The organism is Halobellus rarus (assembly GCF_024494595.1).
In the GTDB taxonomy this organism is placed as follows: Archaea; Halobacteriota; Halobacteria; order Halobacteriales; family Haloferacaceae; genus Haloquadratum; species Haloquadratum rarum.
This window is the reverse complement of record NZ_JANHDI010000011.1, coordinates 40,494-59,546: the sequence shown is the minus strand read 5'-3', so window position 1 is coordinate 59,546 and position 19,053 is coordinate 40,494. Positions and strand designations below refer to the sequence as shown.

The window sequence follows — 19,053 nt, the reverse complement described above, 5'->3', positions numbered from 1 at the left end:
GTTCTATCATTAGCGGCTCACCGATGAAGAATCCCTATCTGCGTCCCTCAGACGTCTCGCAGGCGCTGGGTCGCTTCGGAGTCAACCCCTCCGTCTCCGATGACCACGCCGTACTCCTCACGCGCGGACTCCTTCGTGATGTATCCGTCAAGATAGTCCTCGTAAACCTTCTGTTCGGGTCGATCCTGCGGATCGCCGTAGCCACCGCCGCTGATGCTCTTGATCGAGAACTTGTCTCCAGATTCGAACTTGTATCCGGAAACCTTCGACGGCAAAGTGATCTCCTCCCCGTCGGACTTGATGTGTTTGAGTTCTCCGGAAGGGGCCCCCTTGCCGCCGTCGAATCCCCAAGAGCCGTATTTATTTCCGTCTCCCTCGATTGTGATCGTCGAGTCACTCAGGAACTTCACCATTCGCTCGTGACCGTGGCCGCCACGATGCTCGCCGGCACCGGCCGTTTCTTCGCGGAGGCGGTAATGTTCGATTCGGAGAGGATGGGAGAGTTCGATGTCTTCGACCGGCCGGTTTTGGGTGTTGTGAACCAAGGCGTCGACGGCATCAAGCCCGTCGGATTCGGGGCGTCCACCGTATGCGCTCTCGTTGACCTCGATGTATACCCAGTATTCGTCGTTTTCGTCCACGCCGGAGTAACTGATAAAGTAACAGTGCGGTCCCGACCCCGCCGAAGTCTTCTCTGGAATAGCGTTGCTGAATGCCTTCAGAATGAGGTCACCCAACAAGTCCACCTGATTGATTCGAGCGAAAGCCGACCGAGGCATACTCGGGTTGAACAGACTCCCCTCTCTTGCTTCGACGTTTATCGGTGCGAACGTCCCCGAGTTCTGTGGGATGTACTCGTCGTGCGTGGCCGTATCAGTCAAAATCGCCCGAACGATGAAGTACGAGGCTGGCTCGGCGGAGCCCCTGAACGGGACGTTGTACCCGGTCATAACCTCGTCTTCAGACCCACTGAGGTCTATCGTGAGATCACCGCCGTCGACGGTGAGTTCTACGTCCACCTTCAGACGTTCGTCGCGGTTTCGACCGTCGTCGTCGAGGTACGCCGTCTCGTGGTACGTCCCGTCGGGGACCTTCTCGATTTCTTTCCGCATCAACGATTCGCCGTAATGCATCAGATCCTCGCTGGCCTGGAGGATGTGCTCGTACCCGTGTTCTTCTACCAGCCCGAGGAACCGTTCTTTGCCGACCTCACACGAGGAAATCTGTGCCTGGAGGTCACCCAAAACCACGCGCGGTGTCCGCACGTTCTCTTCGATCAGGTTCCAGATCTCGTCGACTCGTTCGCCCTGATCGTAGACCTTCGTCGCCTTGAACAGTGTCCCTTCGGCATAGACGTCCTCGAGGTCGACCGCTAGACCGGGCGTCGCTGCCCCGATATCGAGGTGGTGTGCGTTCGTTGCCGTCCACGCGATGTGCTCTCCTTCGTAGAACACCGGCGTAATGACCGCGATATCGGGCGAGTGGGCCGCACCGTAGTGTGGGTGGTTGTGAATGAACACGTCGCCCTCGTTGATGACCTCGTCGGGATCCTGTCCGCGTTCCTCGAAGGTCTCGAACATCCCCTCGACGGACGCGATGAGCGTTCCCACCTGCATCGGTGTAAAATCGCCCTCCGCGATCTGCTTACCTTCGGCGGTCAGGATCCCGGACCCAATGTCCTCGCTCTCCCGGATGATCGACGAGTACGCTGACCGAATCAGTTTATGTCCCATCTCCTGGGCGATCGTATCGAGTTCGCCACCAATAACCTGCAGCGTAACCGGATCGATCTGTCGTTCCTGTATTACTTCTTCGGCATCCATTGTCATACAGGAGCTTGTTACTCTCTAACCATATTTAAATGTATGGTGTAGTACAGATCCAACACGTACCAGATTGGACAGTTTCCCGCTCATATTACTACTGGGAATCAGGATCACGAACAAAATACAGGCACTTACATTCGTTTGTATTATCAAAACGCACGATATCAATTTATACCCCATCGCCTCCTGGGTGCCGTCGATTTTCGTTCGCTATTCGTCTCCAGAACTATACAAAAACGAATATTATCCATATTATGAGTTTGTAGGCTCTTGTGCCTCTACGATCCAGAGAACCGTTTGATCCTTCGGTTGGTGTTTGGAATATCCGAATCAAAAGGCACCACCATCCGAACCGTGTCCGTACGTTGTCGACTGAGTCGCGGTCGTTCGTGATTGTCTCGGTTCGATACGTCATTCTCACTCAATAAATTACAAGACTAGGTTTGTAATGGAACTAACGGACCGCCTCCAGGTGAATTATTATGTCCTCTTCGTCGCAGTTTTCACCCTCGTGGTCGCCGTTCTTCAAATGCTGTTTGGAATATGCGAACATTATCCGGTGCTAGCGGACGGATCGTGCGTTCGGGCTATGCCCACAGACCATCAATCCCCAAATCGTAGTCAGTACCGAATTTCACTGCCCCATCTTGGTAGCCAATCCGATTGCCATTCGTCGTCACCGTCACAGTATATATACTTCTTCAGCATTGAGGGTGATGTTAGTTACTGATGAACACGATACTCATCAGCGTATGGCACTCAATACATCGGACGGTCGATCCTCGGCCGGCAATAGCGGTTTCTTGTCGGATAGCAACGGTTCTCACAGACAAACTCTCCGAAGCGGTGCATCCAAATGAGTCGTACCGACTTTCCATCGACGACAGGTACCGTAGTGATCGGAGCTGGCATCGTCGGCAGTTCCCTTGTAGGCGAACTCGCCGAACGCGGCAGAGAAGACATCCTCTTGATCGACAAGGGACCCCTGTCGGACCCTGGCGGCTCGACCGGCCACGCCTCGAACTTCATCTTCCCAGTCGAACACAGCAAGGATATGACCAAGATCACCTCTGACAGCCGGGACATCTACCGGGAGTTCGGGGTGTTTACCAACTCCGGCGGGATCGAGCTCGCTCGCACCGAGGAGCGGATGGAGGAACTCAAGCGCCGCGTCGTCTCCGCGAAGGCCTTCGGTGAAGACGCCGAACTCCTCACGCCCGAAGAAGTCGAGGAACTCGTCCCCTACGTCAACACCGACATCATCAAAGGCGGCTTCCACAGCACGGATGCCGGCACTTGTGACCCGCTCCGCGCCGGCGAACTCTACCGTCAGCAGGCCGAGGAGAAGAACGCGCTCCGAACGGCGCCGAACACGGAGGTCACCGACCTCCACGTCGAGGACGGCGAGATCACCGCCGTCGAGACCGACAAGGGCACCGTCGAGGCCGACGAGGTCGTCATCGCCGCGGGCCTGTGGAGCCCCAAGATCGCGGACATGGCCGGCGTCGACATTCCGCTCACGCCCGCCGTTCACCAGATGGTTTCCGTGGGTCCCGTCGAGCGCTTCGAAGAGGGGCCCGAAGGTGAGATCAACTACCCGGTCGTCCGGGATATGGACACCCAGATGTACGAGCGGCAGCACGGCAACGACATCGAGGTCGGTTCCTACGAGCACCGACCTATCCTCTGGGACGTCGAGGACGTTCCCTCGATCGAGGAGTCGCCGCTGTCGCCCACTCAACCGCCGCTCACTGAGGACGCTTTCGAGAAGTCGATGGAGCACGCTCTCGAGATCATCCCGGACGTCCTCGACGACCCGGACGCCGGTATTCGACACTCCATCGACGGGCTGCTTTCCGTTACGCCGGACGGCCACCCGCTGCTCGGCCCGATCCCCGAGGTTGACGGGCTCTGGTCGTGCGCGGCCATCTGGATCAAGGAAGCGCCCGCGATCGCTCGGGAAGTCTCGAAGTGGATGACGAAGGGTCACCCCGACATCGACATCGTCGCCCACGACCACATCGCCCGCTTCGACGAGTACGGCGAGACCGACGAGTTCGTCAAGAGCCGCGCTCACGAGGGGTTCCAGAAGATCTACGACATCGTTCACCCGCGTGAGCAGTGGCAGTCCACCCGCCCGCTGCGAACGAGCGCCTTCTACAACCGCCAGGAGGACCTCGACGCGGAGTTCTTCGAGGCCGGCGGCTGGGAGCGCCCGCGCTGGTTCGAGTCCAACGCCGACCTCGTCGACAAATACGAAGATCAGATCGAAGACCTTCAGCGCCCCAACGAGTGGGACAGCCGCTGGTGGTCGGACATCATCCTCGGCGAGCACCTCCACCTGCGGAACAACGCGGGGATGATCGGCGACACGGGCTTCGGCATCTTCGACATCATCGGCAGCGACGCCTACGAGAACATGGAGCGGCTCTGCGTCGCCTCGATGGACATCGACGTCGGGGATGCGGCGTACACGCCGATCCTCGCGCCGAACGCCGGGTTCGTCGCCGACCTGACGGTCGCGCGCTTAGGAAAGAACCACTACCGTGTGATCACCGGCGGCGCCCACGCGGGTCAGGACCGCACGTGGTTCGGCAACCATCTGGAAGGCGACGCCGAACTCATCGGCCGCTCCTCGGAGCTGTGCACGCTCGGCGTGTGGGGGCCGAACGCGGAAGCGCTGATGGACTCCATCAGCGAGGAACCGATGACGGCCGATTCCTTCGACTTCGCGGAGATGAAGGAGGTCACGATCAACGGCGTCACGGCGAAGGCGTTGCGGATCTCCTACGTCGGGGAGTTCGGGTGGGAGATCTACGCGCCGATGGACCGCGGCCAGCGCCTCTGGGACACGATCTACGAGGCGGGCCAGGAGCACAACATCCGCCCGGTCGGAACGGGCGTCTACGGCGAGACGGGTCGGATGGAGAAGGGCTACCGCCTGATGGGCGCGGAACTGGAGATCGACTACAACCCCGCGGAAGCCGGGTTGACGTTCCACGGGGTGAAGGACGCGGACTTCATCGGGAAAGACGCGTACGCGGAGGCGATCGACGAGGAGAACACCGCGACGCTCTGTACGCTGTCGGTCACGGACCACGCGCCCGACGGCGGCGAGCCCCGGTTTATGACCGGCGGCGAGCCCATTCTCGATCAGGATGGTGAGGTACTCATCGACGACGAGGGCCGTCGCTCCTACGTCACGTCGGCGGGGACGGGCCCGTCGATCGGCAAGCACCTGCTGCTCTCCTATCTGCCGCAGGAGTACGCTGAAGAGGGTCAGGAACTGCAGGTCGAGTACTTCGGCCAGCACTACCCGGTGGAAGTCGAGGTCGCGGGCAACGGCGGCGTCTTCGACCCCGAGAACGACCGGCTGTTCCGCAAGGAGTACTAACGGGAGGAAACGGAGCACACACCTATGGAGATACTCACAGCAATCAAGCGCGTGCCGGAGACGGGCGCGAAGGTATCGCTCACTGACGACAAGCTCGACATCGACACGACGTCGCTGGGCTTCACGTTCAGCCCGCACGAGGAGTGCGCGGTCGAGGAGGGCGTCCAGTTGGTTGAGGAGCACGGCGGCAACGTGACCGTCCTGACCCTCGGCGAGGAGGATGCCACGGAACAGCTTCGCTCGGCCATCGCGATGGGTGCAGACGACGGTATGCTCCTCGATGGCGGCGACGACGAGTGGGGCCCCGCCGCGACCGCGACGGCCGTCGCCGAGGCGGTCGAGGCGAGCGACACGGACTTCGACCTGCTGCTGTTCGGTAACGAGTCCGCCGACGCGGCGAACCACCAGGTCGGCGTTCGGGTGGCCGAAGAACTCGGCTTGCCCTGCGTGACGGGCATCAAAGACCTCGACGTCGGGGAGGGCGTCGCGACGGCCAAGCGGGAGATCCCCGGCGGTTCGGAAGTCTACGAGGTCGACCTGCCGGCGGTCGTCACGGTCAAGGAGGGGCTGAACGAGCCGCGGTACCCCTCGATGCGCGCGAAGATGCAGGCGCGGAAGGCCTCCGTCGAACAGACCGAACCCGAACCGCGCGAGGACGACCTGGAACTGGTCGAACTCGAGGTGCCGGAGACGGACGACAGTCCCGCCGAGATCATCGGGGAGAGCCCCGAGGCGGCCGAGGAGGTCGTCGACGTGCTCGAAGAACTGGAGGTGGTCTGAGATGGTACTCACGCTCGTCGAATACGACGAGGAGGGACTCGACGACGTGTCGCTGCAGGCGCTGACGCTCGCGCGGGACGTCGCGGAACAGGCCGACGAGTCCCTGGAAGCGATAGCGTTCGGGGCCGGAGCCGCAGACGTCGCTGGCGAGGCCGGCAACCACGGCGTCGAAACGCTGCACGCCGTCGAGGACGACGCGCTCGACGATTACGCGCCGGAAGCGTACGGGCGGGCGGTCGTGCAGTGCGCCGAGGAGGTCGGCACGGAAGCCGTGATCGGGCCCGGGACGGACCGGGGAGCGGAGACGCTCGCGCACGCGGCTTCGAAGCTCGACGTGACGATGGCCGCGGAGGTCACGGACGTCGAAGTGGGCGATTCCTACGAACTCACCCGGCAGCGCTGGGGCGGGACGCTGATCGAACACTCGCGGCTCAGCGCGGAGACGAACCTGTTGACGGTGGCGGCCAACGAGGTCTCGGTTTCGGCGACTGGCGGCGACGCGGCCGCGGTCGAGGCGTTCGCGCCGGACGTCCAGGAGGGCGACCTCCGCGTGCAACTCACGGCGGTCGAGGAGTCCGACGTCGAGGGCGTGCCGCTGGGGGAGGCCCGGGTGGTCGTCTCCGGCGGCCGCGGGACCGACGGGGACTTCTCGGAACTCGAAGCGCTGGTCGAGAACGTTCCGAACGCCGCGCTGGGGTCCTCACGCGCGGCGGTCAACGAGGGCTGGCGGCCGCACGACGATCAGATCGGGCAGACGGGTGCGAAGATCGCGCCCGAAATCTACATCCCGTGCGGAATCAGCGGGGCGGTCCAGCACATGGTCGGGTGTAAGGGCGCGGAGAACATCCTCGCGATCAACACGGATCCGGAAGCGGCGATCATCCAGAAGGCCGACTGGGCGGTGATCGCGGACCTCCACGAGGTGGCCCCGGCGATCGCGGACGAACTCGAAGCCCGCGGCCACTCCGAGTAACGCCGGCGTGTTCGGTTCCCGGATTCGGCTTTCGGAATCTGTTCTCGGACTCGATCCTTTCGTCGAGCGAATCTACGTTTGATCCGCGTGGAGCCGTCACGTTTCGTTTTTTACTTTTTTTCTCTAGTGACGTCCTCGACGGTGTAGTCGGCGGCTTCGATGGCGTCGACGATCGACGCGGCGTGTTCGGCGCCGCTGGTCTCGACGGTGAACACGAGGTAGGCCTCGCCGACTTCGAGGTCCTCGACCGAGCGGTCGTGGCGGACGTCGTGGATGTTCGCCTCCTGGTCGGCGATGATGCCGGAGAGTTCGTGCATCTTCCCCGGGCGATCGTCGATCCGGACGCGCAGGCGGATGCGCTGTTTCCGCTGGGTCAGCGCGTGGACGACGACCGTCTGCAACTGCGTCATATCGAGATTGCCGCCGCAGAGTAGCGGCATCACCGTCTCGCCCGACACGTCGAGGTCGTCGCTCAGGAGCGCCGCGACCGACGCCGCGCCCGCGCCCTCGACGACCTGTTTGGCGCGCTCCATCAGGAAGAGGATCGCCTGGGCGATCTCGGTGTCTGTGACGGTGACGACCTCGTCGACGTTGGCCTGGATGATCGACAGCGTTGCCTCGGAGATGCCGCCGGTGGCGATGCCGTCGGCGATGGTGTCGACCTCGTCTAACGTGACCGGGATGCCCTTGTCGAGGCTCTCGTGGACCGTTTCCGCGCCGGTGGCTTGGACGCCGACGACGCGCGTCTCCGGCGAGAGGTGCTTCATCGCCGTCGAGACGCCGCTGATGAGGCCGCCGCCGCCGATGGGGACGATCACGGTGTCGGCGTCGGGGCAGTCGTGGTACATCTCCGATCCGAGCGTCCCCTGCCCGGCGATGATGTCGACGTCGTCGTAGGCGTGGACGAACTCCGCGTCGCTGTCCTCGACGGCGGCCTGGGCGTGGCTCATCGTCTCCTGGAAGTCCTTGCCCTTCAGTTCGACCGTCGCGCCGTAACTCCGGGTGGCGTCGACCTTCGCCTGCGGGGCGTCCTCGGGCATGTAGATGGTCGAGTCGGCGCCGCACCTGGTGGCGGCGAGAGCGACGCCCTGAGCGTGGTTGCCGGCGCTGGCGGCAACGAACTCCGTTATACCATCGGCGACGTCCTGGCTGATCTTGTTGTAGGCGCCGCGGGTCTTGAACGAGCCCGTCCACTGGAGGTGCTCCATCTTCAGGTACACCTCCGCGTCGACGAGTTTGCCGAGCGACGTGCTCTTTTCGACCGGCGTCTGTTTGACGACGGTGTCGTCGTCAAGGCGTTCGCGAGCGCGTTCGATATTGCTATACTGGACTACCTGGTCGGTCTCTGCCGCATTTCTGTTTGGATTATCTGTGTTCATCCTACGCCTCGTATACTTGGATTGATTACATATCAAATATAAACGTACCGTTGAACTCGGACTGTAGTAGCGTTTGCAACTAATTTCTCATCCGATCGCACGCTGTCGTAGATCGAGTGAGTGAAAGCTTGCAAACGCTACTATAGACAGGATATGACGATATAGTCACATTCGAATATTTAAATTCATTCAGTATTCCGGACGTACGAGTAACTGACCTCAACGTATCGAATGTAATCAGTGATATGCCGGCACAGTTGTCCTCATCGTTCGAAACGCTTGCATACGTTCTCAAGCAGTTAGATTCGGATGGCTGGTCTGTCCGCCAAGTGGATGTCGTTGCAAAAAAGAGCGATACAGAACCGTTAGTAGGTATAATAGAGATCTCAACACCATTCCATAATTTACCCTCGGTCAGTAATGACTCAACCCTGGAACTAATTTCAGCATCGATAGACAAGCAGGAATTATCACTCACGTTCCGGATACCAACGTTTTCGGGATTCACAGCAACAGAGTGCGATACTGATCAACCCGGTAACGAGACTGTGACTATTACTCCCACTGAGACACGCTTTGAGAATGGTGCACTACTGGTCTCACTAAAAATAGTGGATCTTACTCAGAAGATACAGGATACTCATTGCAGTAGTACAACGTCTTCTAATTCAGACTCGCCAAAATCAGAGAGTGAATCTAGTATTCTAACAAATCTAGAAGCCGCTCGGGATGAATCAGTGCCTCCATTCGAGGATACGGAGTATCTTCAGTGTTTGTACGATTCCTGTGAGACGTTCGCAGAAATGAGTGAGAAAATCAATATGGCTGTTTCGGATGAGACCGTACGTCGATATATGATTGATGCAGATATTCATTCCCCGTCTGCGAATAGAATCCCAAAAACAATCTTCTAAGTAATACTCCGAACGCCTCTTCGAGATTTCTTAGAGTGACTTCCGATTTATCGAATCAGGGGTTAATTCTATACTCAAATTATATGGAATTTTCTACTAATCACGGATTTTACACGGTAGGAAGTATACCGCACGGTATGGACTTGCACAGCAGGGACGTCAAGCAGGACGTCCACGAACTCGGTGCCCTCCTCGGCGACGTGTTGGCCGAACAGACCTCTCGGGACGCCTTCGAGACTGTCGAAGACATCCGAACCACCGCCATCGACTACCGGAAAGGCGAACGCAACTCGCGGACCGAACTGGACGATCGCCTCGACGGGCTCTCTCCCGACGACGAGAGCGTCGTCGCCCGCGCGTTCACCACCTACTTCGAGCTCATCAACCTCGCCGAGGAACGCGAGCGCGCCCGCGTCGTCCGCGAGGCGTCGCAGGCGGGCGAACTCGAAGACGGCCTCGTCGCCACCGTCGAAGCGCTCCTCGAATCCGACACCGATCCCGAGACGGTCCAGCAGGTCCTCGACGACGTCCTCATCGAGCCGACGTTCACCGCCCACCCGACGGAAGCCCGCCGGAAGACGGTGAAGGCGAAACTCCGCTCCATCGCGAGCCGGCTCGAAGAACTCGACGAGCGTCGACTCACCGACCGCGAGCACGACCAGCTGTGGCGGAAGGTCGACGCCGAGGTCACGAGCCTCTGGCAGACCTCCCAGGTGCGGGAGCGACGCCCCGAACCGCAGGACGAGGCCCGGAACGTCCAGTGGTATCTCGAGTCGATCCTCTTCGACGTCGTCGGCGAGGTCTACGCCGAACTGGAAGACCTCCTGGCCGACGAGTACCCCGAGGTCGACGTCCCGAAGCTCTTCGAGTTCCGCTCGTGGGCCGGTTCCGACCGCGACGGCAACCCCTTCGTCACGCCCGAGGTGACCACCGACACGCTGGAGCGGCAACGCTCGGTCGTCCTCGAGAAGTACAGCCAAGCGCTCAAACGGCTCTCGGGCGTGCTGAGTCAGGACGGCCGCCGCGTCGAGGTCGGCGCGGGCCTCGAACGGTCGCTGAAGGCCGACCGGGATCGACTCCCCGGCGTCGCCGCCGAGGCCGAAGCGCGCTATCCGGGCGAGCCCTACCGCCAGAAGCTCAAACTGATGCGCGAGCGCCTCCGCCGGATCGAAGACGTTCGACCGGACGGCTACGCCGACGAGAGCGAACTCCTGGCGGACCTGGGAGTCATCGACCAGAGCCTCCGCTCGATCGGAGCCGACGTCGTCGCGGACGAGTACGTCGAACCGCTGATGCGGCAGGTCGACACGTTCGGCTTCACGCTCGCGAGCCTGGACCTGCGCGACCACCAGGAGAACCATACGGAAGCCGTCCACGAGGCGCTCGCGAACGAGGGAATCGACTACGCCGCCCTCGACGAGGACGGCCGGATCGAGGTCCTGACCGAGTCGATCCTTCAACAAGAACGGGTCGTCGACCTCGAGGACCCCGGGGAGATCTCCGAAACGGCCGCGCGCGTCCTCGAGCGCTTCGAGATGCTCGGCGAGTGGCAGCGGGAGTTCGGCGTTAGCGCCATCGACACCTACTGCATCTCGATGACCGAAGAGCCGAGCCACGTGCTGGAGGTCCTCTTCCTCGCCGACCAGGCGGGCGTCGTCTCCCTTCCCGACCACTGCGGGCTCGACGTGGTTCCCCTGCTCGAGACGGAGTCCGCACTCAACGGCGCGCGGCGCATTATGGGCACGCTCTTCGAGAACGAGGCGTACGCGACGGCGCTCGACGCCCGCGATAACGTCCAGGAGATTATGCTCGGGTACTCGGACTCGAACAAGGAGAACGGGTTTTTGGCCGCCAACTGGGACCTCTACAAGAACCAGCGACGTCTCGCGACGATCTGTGACGACTTCGACGTGACGATGCGGCTGTTCCACGGCCGCGGCGGATCGATCTCCCGCGGCGGCGGCCCGATGAACGAGGCGATGCTCGCGCTGCCGAACGAGACGGTGACGGGCCAGATCAAGTTCACCGAGCAGGGCGAGGCGATCGCCGAGAAGTACGCGAACCCCCAGATCGCCGAGCGCAACGTCGAGCAGATGTTGAACGCGCAGGTTCGCTCGCGGCTTCGGGCGATCCGCGAACCCGAAGAGGACGTCCGAGACGAGTGGCTCGACGCGATGGACGAGATGGCTCCCACGGCGCGCGCGCAGTACCGCGACCTCCTGGAGTCCGACGGCTTCGTGACGTACTTCGGGCAGGCGACGCCGATCGGCGTCATCGAGAACCTGAACCTGGGGTCGCGACCGGCCTCGCGGTCGGGCGAACGCACCGTCGAGGACCTGCGGGCGATCCCGTGGGTGTTCTCCTGGACGCAGTCGCGCTGTATCATCACCGGATGGTACGCTCTGGGCACGGGAATCGAGGCGTACCTCGACGACGGCGGCGACCTCGAGACGCTACGGGAGATGTACGAGGAGTGGCCGTTCTTCCGGACGACCCTCGACAACGCGTCGCTGGCGCTCGCCCGCACCGACTTCGAGATCGCGGCGTACTATGCGGACCTCGCCGACGAGGACCTCCGCGAGGAGTTCTTCCCGCACCTCTCCGAGGAGTACGAGCGCGCCCGCGAGGTCGTCCTCGACGTGACCGACCGGAACTCGCTGCTGAAGCGCGAGTGGCTCGAGGAGAGCCTCCGCCGACGCAATCCCTACGTGGATCCGCTGAACCTGCTGCAGACGCACCTGCTCGGGCAGGAGCACCGGACCGACGACGAGGAGCAGACGCTGCGGCTGACGGTCAAGGGCATCGCCGCCGGAATGAAGAACACCGGGTAATAGTGAGTTAGACTTCTAAGGGGGGAGGGATCGACACGACAATCAATGGGATTGGGAATTTTTTCGATCCCTCACTTACCGGCTGTGTGGTAGTGACATATAAGTGTTTTCTACTCAATCATCACATAAACGACGTCGGAGAAGTAGATCGACAGCAGTAATAGGTATATCCATATTGCTGACTATTAGTTCGTCATAACTAAATCGAGGTGACGCGGGTGAACTCGCCATCGAGCGCTTGGGCGTCTTCGGGCAACAGCGCCACCACAAGGAAGTCCGCGTAGTCCCCGAAGTACTCCACCAGCGCCGCGATCCGGTCGGAGTCGATCGCTTCCAGTGAGTCCAACAGCATGAACGGCACCGTCTCGTGGAGGTCGTGAACCAGATACCCCGCCAGCGCGAAGATCAGTCCCGTAACCTCGCGTTCGCTCTCCGAGAGGTGATCAATCGTATCCTCGTAGGCGGCCCCGTTTTCGGTCGTCCGCACGATGTGGAGATCAAAGCGCGTCTGGCCCTCGCTCGCGCCAGTGCCCTCAATCCGCTCGATCCAGATCCGCTCGATGTTCTCGTAGCCCAGGAGATCGAGAATCGACTCCATATGCTCGTTGAATGAGTCAACGGCTTCCGCTTCGATCTGGTCGATCTTCGTCCGCTGGTCGGTGAGTTCCTCGACCAACTCCGAGCGTTCCTCCCGGAGGTCGTCCGCCCGCTCGACGTCGGCCTCGATCTCCTCGATCTTCTCGGTCACCTCCTCGAGATCCGACTCCAGACTATCGATCTCGAATTCGAGCTGGTTGGCCTCCTTGTGCAGCGAGAGGATCTGCTCGAAGTCCGCCGACTCGAGGTTCTCGACCTCCGACTCCAAGGACTCGACCTCATCGGTGAGCGATTCGCGGTTCTTTTTCAGCGCATCGATCTGTTCGTCGCGGCGGTCCAGTTCCGATTCGATGTCGTCGAGTTTCCGCTCGATCTCCTCGCGGCGGCGCTGCTTTTGGGTCGCCTCGCGCTGTTCCTCCTTCTTATTTTTCAGCCGGCTCTTGACGTCATTCAGCTCTTCGACCTTCTCCGTGCGGAGGTCTTTCAGGCGGTCGATGGTCGATTTGATCTGCTCGCGTTCGACCGAGGAGCCGCAGGTCCAGCAGATGACGGTCTCGGAATCGTCGCTGACAAGCTGGTCGGTAACCGATCTCTCACTACCTTCGGCGGCGCCGCCGTCTTCGAGCAGTTCGTAGTCCTCGGCTTCGAGTCGTTCCTCGTTGTACTGGATGAGGCTGCGGAGTTCGTTGATTTCGGTGTTCAGCTCCTGGCGCTCCGAGCGGAGCCGTTCGATTTCGGTATCGAGGTCGCGGTGGTCGCCCATCGGCGTCTCGGGCAGTTCCTCTAAGTCGTCTTCGAGGTCGCTACGTTCGCGTTTCAAAGAGGCGATGCTCTCCTGTTGGCGTTCGATCTTCCGGCGGATCGATTCCAACTCCGAGCGGGTCGAGCGGAGTTCCTGGAGTTTCTCTTCGAGTTCTGCTTGCTCTTTGCGTCCTTCTTCGACGTCGCGGCTGCTGTCGTCGATGTCGTCTTCGAGGTCGGCGAGTTCCTCGCGTTTGTTTTCGATCTTCTCGCGGAGTTGGGTGCGGCGCTGTTCGAGTTCTGGCAATTCGCGCTTTTCGGATTCGATGCGGGCGAGTTCGTCGTTGATGTCGCCCTTCTGATCTTCGAGACGGCGGATCTCCGAGCGGATGGCGTCGACGTCGACGGGACGCATAATGACGTCCCGCAACTGTTCGCCACGGGCGGCGGCCTGGCGGGCGTCGTTCGTCTCTAAGACGAAGGCGAACAGATCGGCGACTTCGGGGTCGTCAAGGTAGGCGTCGCCCTCGAAAGTGACGCCGTCGCCCGCGCGGGTGAGCGTACGCTCGTATGTCGTACCGTCGAGCGTGAGTTCGATCCGGCCGGTGTCGGCGTCGCCCTTCAGTGAGACGCGTTGGCTGCCCATCGAGCCCATAATGGAGCGAAGGAATGAGGTGCGGTTGGTCGCGTTCTTGCCTGTGAGGACCGTCACGCCGGGTGGAATGTTTACCTCAGTGTCGTCGATACCACCGATGTTCTCGACAGAGAAATGAGCGGAGTCAGTCAGTTGGCCTGATGTAGCCATTGTCTCGTATGTAAGTCACAACTACAAAATAATTCGGATCAACCCCGAAAGTTCAAATTAAATGGAAGTATTGAGCTACTTCTAAATTTCACGAAGATCAACTGCCGAATGACTATTTTTATAGAATGGCTTCAGTGGAACCGAATAAAATATTATTTTTGGTATAAATTTTATTTTATATATAATATAGAATGTAGATGGAACATTTATATATGGGTATCAAATCCGTCTAGAAAATACAAAAGAACCTATTAGATCCCTCTATATGAGTTACAACATATTATTTATTTAGATATATTTATTGTTTTATGACATTCTGTGATACGCAGAAGGGTAATGGTGTTGCCAAATCCAGAAAATATTTAATCTCAATCATAATATTCGGCCACTGTGTACCATAGTCCAGTTGGTGCAAGCCCATACTCGCACGTATGATATCGAAGACAGTTACCATCGAAGAGATCGACAACCTGTCTCTGCGATGGAACGACTACATCGACGCCTCCGTCCTCTATCGTCGTTCACTCCGCGAGGAAATGGAACTCCGCGGTGTTGACCCCGATGAACTCCGGAACCTCCTCGACCGGGCCCAAAAGCAGGGTTACACGCTCGACGAAATCGCAGAAGACACGAACCGGTTCGACGACCTCCAATTGCTCGTCGAAAACCAGCAGCGCCAGCCACCCGCTGGCGACGCCACTGATGATTGACCCGCTATGGCACAGGACACCACTCCCTCCGACGCTGAACGTCGCACCGACATTGAGTCAGTATTGGCGGGCCGGATTCCTCGACAGGCCGCCCTGATGGTCGTCTTTCTTAGCCTGGTCGCTGTCGAGCCAGTTGCCGCCCAAGACAACGCCGTCTGTAGCGCTGATAACCTCCCGAGTATGATTGAGGGGTTTTTCCAGTTGACCACTGGCCTCGGCATTGTCGGCCTTGCCGTCGTCTGGCAAGCAGATTCCCTCATCGAGATGTTCACCATCACCCCCGATCAAAAGAAGGGCCTCAAGCGCCACAAGCGCTCGGCGATGAAATCTGCCGTCATCCTCGTCGTCCTCGGCCCGCTGTACACGGTCGCCGGCTCGATGATGGGCCTCCCGCTGGCAGAGTGTGTTGACCTCGTCCCCTGGTAAGCCCCATCTCCCACCGTGACGGAACCCCGCCAGCAAGCGTGCGCAATCGCGTTGGTCGCATTACTCTCGACCAGCGGCATCACTGGCGTTGTTATAGCCGATCCCCCACGGCCAGGCACTGAAAATAATGGCCTCTCCGAAAACGAATCATCGACGCTGTGGTCACGGGATTCGGATAGCTACATCTCACAACGAGAGTATCGGCAGCGCTACGGGGAGACACGCTCCGCAGGCCAGCAGGTCGCGAACGGCACGGATGTCACGTTCAAACGACCGCCAGATACTGCCGCCACGTGGTCGCGAAACGATTTCCGTGATCTCGATGCTGGTGCTTCCAACATATCGATCCATCCCCCACACGCACAGCTGCAGAACAGCACTCTCATCGCCGATGCACACGCGACCTTCTTCGGGGTTCATCCGTCAACGCGTGGGCATCTCGAATCCGGCCGTACCCCACTGTATATCGCGCCGAACGGAACCGTCCGTGGACTCGTCGACTATCGTGTTCGCCTTCCGGATGAGAACGCCTCGAACACGACCGCTACCGAGTGGACAGTAATCGAGGATGAGGTCACGGAGGTCCGATTGATGAGCGATACCGAGACTGTCGCCACGAGTGAGGGTACGCAGACACCGGTGATTCAGTATCACCTTGAGGAGAGTTGGGAGACGACGCTCACGCTCGAAGCCGACATTCGGGTCCGAGTCAAGGGGACGGTTGTACCCGACAAGGGAAACAGTTCCGACGAGGAGGTGACCTACCGGACGGATACGCTCACGGTGAGTGATTCGATCGATGTCGAGGTGTATGACCTCACAGCCTCGCCATATTATGCGACCTATCCGAACGGCGATGCTGGTGTGGCAGTGTATCAATCACGACCGTGGCAGGGATACACCTTGACGGCCGATGGTGACGCTCGCGTCCGCGGCGTCTGGCGGTTTTATACCGCTCGGAACCCCAACTGGGATCAGCTTGTCCGATCGACGCGAACGGGAGATACCACGGTCAAGTCGGATTCTCGTCCGGTGTTCGTCCACGCTTACCCGTCACATATCGGCCCCCGGACGGAACCGGTTCGGGATGGGCCCGAAATTATCCGCACGTGGGGAACAGAAAACCCCGCGCCAACAGAGACGATTCCAGAGACCGTCAATATCGATATCGTTAATCGATCGTATATGTCGACATATGGGCTCGCAGTGCGGGCCAACGAGGTTGATCCAGAGGACATCCAAATCAACGGGATCGTTCGTGGGGAGACAGCTCGGATCGTTGAGCCGGCAGATAAATCTCCACGGCAACTGCGAGCAAGCAATCTCTCCGTGGAGGTCGTCGATCAGAACCATTCCGCTGCGACACTCCGTATCGAATTACGGGACAATCGAACGAACGCCCCGATCGGCCTCAATGAGTCTCGGATGTATCCGCTCGGTGTTGAGTCGCGAAGTGGCACCATCACGATCGCTGATCAGCAGATCGAAACAAACGAATCAGGGGTTGCGATGGTCACTGTCGACGAGCCGGGGATCTACACAGCACAGTATCAGCCGGGCTCGTGGCTCGGCCACGAGCCGGCCTATGTGAGTGACACTGCTACAGTCCGCTGGCATCCGCTGGTGACGATCGACGGCTGGTTTGCGCTGGTGTTCGAGGTCGGCTGGCAGCTCCTGCCGTTCTTCGTGATGTTCTACGCTGGCAAGCGCCTCCTGCGGATGCTCGGCCCAGAAGACATCTTCGGACAGAAACCATGACTCAGGACAATCCCCACCTCAGTAGACGGACCGCCCTCCGAACAGTCGCCGGCGCCGCTCTCGTGAGCATGGCCGGCTGTCTGGATGGCAACGGAAGCACCGGTCCTAACGGTAAGTCAAGTCCAGAAGGCGAATCTGGTGTGTTCCAGCAGGTAACTGTTGAAGGAACAGAACTCATAGTCCAGTTCGATTCGGATTCGGAGTTCGACCAGATCAACCTCATCCAACCAGACGGCGAACTGTTCGGACAGCGGGAGGTCGCTGCAGGTTCCCAACAAGTCTCATTTGATCTCGGCACAACGTACGCTCCTGGCGAGTACGAAATAGTAGCCCTCAGTGGTGAGGAAACAGTTGGTGAAAGCTCGCTTTCTGTCCAGCCAAACCTCGGGATCGTCGAGATGGGCATCGGTAGAAACCAGCCTGAAGAGATGTGGGATGGATCAGAAAGCGAAACCGAAGAGGAGGCCTTCGTCACCCTCGAAAACCAGGGGACTGGCCCCGATGCAGTTACAAAATTGCTCTTCATCGGTGATGTCCCCTATCCGTCCGACGAAGAGGGGACGAACTATGTCGATGATGAAGACGTAAGCGGGATTTACGACCCGGAGTCCGACTCCGAGGTCGAGCAGGTCATTATCGCGCCCGGGGAGCAAATTACGCTCTATAGTTCACGCTCGCCGTTCGCCTTCGTTCCTGGGGCAGGCACGTCCTGTTCGGAGGAGTCGAAGACCGGTGAGTTTGAACTAATACTCGAGACGCGAGTTGGCGGGGACCGAGTCACCAAAACGTACCGTATCCAATATTCAGCGTCCCAAGAACCCGATAACTGCGAAATTTCCATCAGTGAGGCTTAACCATGGTTGATCTAATCGACGTCGTCCTTGAGGGATTCAAAGAGGTCGTCGATTGGATTGTCGGCCTCTTTATGGACGGCCTGCGTTCCGGCTATGAGACCCTCACCGAGGAGATGTTCGGGACACCAACGCCGGAGACGGATGGTGCATTCGTCTTCGGAGAGCCCAGCAATGCCCCGTGGCCGTCAATTCAGGACGCGCTTGTAGGTGGAGAGATCATGTTGATCTCGCTGCTGCTCCTCGTGATGTGCGTTCAGGGGCGTCACACGATCCGTATATTCAATATTGGAAGTGCATACGAGGCCAGGCGCACCAACAAAACAGCTTGGGTCGGCGCGTTTCTGATTATCAGCTGGTACTGGGTCAGTATTCTTGGACTCTACATAGTGGACGGGTTCACTATCGCCCTGATGCCGAGTCTGGGTTCTCTGGGCGATGCGATGCTCAACTTGCTCGAAGTCTCAATCACAAACCCTGGGCTTTCACTCGTATTCGCACTGATTGGAGGACTCTCAATGTGGGCTTTGGAGGCACTCTACTACATTCGCGAAGTCTTGCTCTACGTCTACGTGTATGGTATGCCGATTGCGTTCGCGCTGGCCTACGGAAACGTCCCCGTGCTCTCGGATATCGCGATGGGGTTCAGTAAGAAATTCGTCCCGTTAGCGGTCCTACCTCTGCCTGCAGCGGTGGTGTTCAAAGGATACGACTTGCTGTACTCTCAGAACGCCATCGCTCCGAGTAGTCCGTTTTTGCGGTATCTAGTCGCGGCATCGCTTCCGCTGATCGCACTCTACCTGACCTGGAAGACGTTCAAGTACGCGACCCCGCTGACGGCGAAGGTTCTCGGTGGTGCGACGAAGGGAGCGGCCCTCATCGGCGGTGTTGCCGCTGGGGCCTACATCGGCGGCGCCGGCGTCGCGACGACCGCGGCCCGATGGGGACCGAAGGCCGCTGCCGGACACGCTGTGGCGCAGAAAGCTGCAGCCCGGGGGGCGAACAGCGACGAAGACAGCGGGACGCCGTCCTACCGGCGAACCGAGAACGATCCTGGAAGCTACTAAC

13 protein-coding genes are annotated in these 19,053 nt (G+C 59.7%); 10 read left to right on the top strand and 3 right to left on the bottom strand.

Annotation, left to right across the window (positions count from 1 at the left end):
- Positions 1-47: 47 nt before the first annotated feature.
- A complete protein-coding gene (locus NO876_RS13400) occupies positions 48-1,829 on the bottom strand; it encodes a hydantoinase B/oxoprolinase family protein (protein ID WP_256422173.1) in 1,782 nt (593 codons plus the stop codon).
- Between the two features lie 853 nt (positions 1,830-2,682).
- Here NO876_RS13400 and NO876_RS13395 point away from each other — a divergent pair.
- Genes NO876_RS13395 through NO876_RS13385 form a run of 3 tightly spaced genes read left to right on the top strand, consistent with a single transcriptional unit; the run spans position 2,683 to position 6,973 of the window.
- On the top strand, positions 2,683-5,220 hold the full coding sequence (locus tag NO876_RS13395; RefSeq protein WP_256422172.1) for a GcvT family protein: 2,538 nt from the start codon (positions 2,683-2,685) through the stop codon (positions 5,218-5,220).
- Between the two features lie 24 nt (positions 5,221-5,244).
- Positions 5,245-6,000 (top strand): electron transfer flavoprotein subunit beta/FixA family protein, encoded by a 756-nt coding sequence (locus NO876_RS13390; RefSeq protein WP_256422171.1) that lies wholly within the window; start codon positions 5,245-5,247, stop codon positions 5,998-6,000.
- Position 6,001: 1 nt separating this feature from the next.
- Complete coding sequence (locus tag NO876_RS13385; protein WP_256422170.1) at positions 6,002-6,973, top strand: electron transfer flavoprotein subunit alpha/FixB family protein; 972 nt, start codon at positions 6,002-6,004, stop codon at positions 6,971-6,973.
- Positions 6,974-7,083: 110 nt separating this feature from the next.
- Here the strand turns inward: NO876_RS13385 and ilvA are convergent, their stop codons facing one another.
- The gene (ilvA, locus tag NO876_RS13380; protein WP_256422169.1) at positions 7,084-8,352 is read right to left on the bottom strand and encodes a threonine ammonia-lyase; all 1,269 of its coding nucleotides are present in this window, start codon (positions 8,350-8,352) and stop codon (positions 7,084-7,086) included.
- A gap of 245 nt (positions 8,353-8,597) precedes the next feature.
- On the opposite strand from ilvA, the gene NO876_RS13375 reads away from it, so the two are divergent.
- Together NO876_RS13375 and ppc are read left to right on the top strand one after the other, a co-directional pair.
- Positions 8,598-9,266, top strand: coding sequence for a DUF8073 domain-containing protein (locus NO876_RS13375; RefSeq protein WP_465260925.1), 669 nt, complete (start codon positions 8,598-8,600; stop codon positions 9,264-9,266).
- Between the two features lie 137 nt (positions 9,267-9,403).
- Entirely contained in the window at positions 9,404-12,097 is a 2,694-nt protein-coding gene (ppc, locus tag NO876_RS13370) for a phosphoenolpyruvate carboxylase (protein WP_256422167.1), read from the top strand.
- 199 nt (positions 12,098-12,296) lie between these two features.
- Here the strand turns inward: ppc and NO876_RS13365 are convergent, their stop codons facing one another.
- Complete coding sequence (locus tag NO876_RS13365; protein WP_256422166.1) at positions 12,297-14,240, bottom strand: archaea-specific SMC-related protein; 1,944 nt, start codon at positions 14,238-14,240, stop codon at positions 12,297-12,299.
- Positions 14,241-14,671: 431 nt separating this feature from the next.
- Between NO876_RS13365 and NO876_RS13360 the strand changes: the two genes are divergently transcribed.
- Genes NO876_RS13360 through NO876_RS13340 form a run of 5 tightly spaced genes read left to right on the top strand, consistent with a single transcriptional unit; the run spans position 14,672 to position 19,052 of the window.
- Positions 14,672-14,950, top strand: coding sequence for a hypothetical protein (locus NO876_RS13360; protein ID WP_256422165.1), 279 nt, complete (start codon positions 14,672-14,674; stop codon positions 14,948-14,950).
- A gap of 6 nt (positions 14,951-14,956) precedes the next feature.
- The gene (locus NO876_RS13355; RefSeq protein ID WP_256422164.1) at positions 14,957-15,376 is read left to right on the top strand and encodes a DUF7985 family protein; all 420 of its coding nucleotides are present in this window, start codon (positions 14,957-14,959) and stop codon (positions 15,374-15,376) included.
- 51 nt (positions 15,377-15,427) lie between these two features.
- Positions 15,428-17,134 carry a DUF8186 domain-containing protein gene (locus tag NO876_RS13350; protein ID WP_305882967.1) on the top strand — a complete coding sequence of 569 codons (1,707 nt, stop codon included), beginning with the start codon at positions 15,428-15,430 and terminating at the stop codon, positions 17,132-17,134.
- The gene (locus NO876_RS13345) at positions 17,131-17,988 is read left to right on the top strand and encodes a hypothetical protein (protein ID WP_305882966.1); all 858 of its coding nucleotides are present in this window, start codon (positions 17,131-17,133) and stop codon (positions 17,986-17,988) included. Before NO876_RS13350 ends, NO876_RS13345 begins: the two co-directional genes overlap by 4 nt.
- Before the next feature lie 2 nt (positions 17,989-17,990).
- Positions 17,991-19,052 (top strand): TrbL/VirB6 family protein, encoded by a 1,062-nt coding sequence (locus tag NO876_RS13340; RefSeq protein WP_256422161.1) that lies wholly within the window; start codon positions 17,991-17,993, stop codon positions 19,050-19,052.
- Position 19,053: the final 1 nt, after the last annotated feature.

Excerpts from the sequence above, each read along its gene's own strand:
- NO876_RS13400 (WP_256422173.1), bottom strand. The coding sequence starts at position 1,829 with ATGACAATGGATGCCGAAGAAGTAATACAGGAACGACAGATCGATCCG.
- NO876_RS13395 (WP_256422172.1), top strand. The coding sequence starts at position 2,683 with ATGAGTCGTACCGACTTTCCATCGACGACAGGTACCGTAGTGATCGGA.
- NO876_RS13390 (WP_256422171.1), top strand. The coding sequence starts at position 5,245 with ATGGAGATACTCACAGCAATCAAGCGCGTGCCGGAGACGGGCGCGAAG.
- NO876_RS13385 (WP_256422170.1), top strand. The coding sequence starts at position 6,002 with ATGGTACTCACGCTCGTCGAATACGACGAGGAGGGACTCGACGACGTG.
- ilvA (WP_256422169.1), bottom strand. The coding sequence starts at position 8,352 with ATGAACACAGATAATCCAAACAGAAATGCGGCAGAGACCGACCAGGTA.
- NO876_RS13375 (WP_465260925.1), top strand. The coding sequence starts at position 8,598 with ATGCCGGCACAGTTGTCCTCATCGTTCGAAACGCTTGCATACGTTCTC.
- ppc (WP_256422167.1), top strand. The coding sequence starts at position 9,404 with ATGGACTTGCACAGCAGGGACGTCAAGCAGGACGTCCACGAACTCGGT.
- NO876_RS13365 (WP_256422166.1), bottom strand. The coding sequence starts at position 14,240 with ATGGCTACATCAGGCCAACTGACTGACTCCGCTCATTTCTCTGTCGAG.
- NO876_RS13360 (WP_256422165.1), top strand. The coding sequence starts at position 14,672 with ATGATATCGAAGACAGTTACCATCGAAGAGATCGACAACCTGTCTCTG.
- NO876_RS13355 (WP_256422164.1), top strand. The coding sequence starts at position 14,957 with ATGGCACAGGACACCACTCCCTCCGACGCTGAACGTCGCACCGACATT.
- NO876_RS13345 (WP_305882966.1), top strand. The coding sequence starts at position 17,131 with ATGACTCAGGACAATCCCCACCTCAGTAGACGGACCGCCCTCCGAACA.
- NO876_RS13340 (WP_256422161.1), top strand. The coding sequence starts at position 17,991 with ATGGTTGATCTAATCGACGTCGTCCTTGAGGGATTCAAAGAGGTCGTC.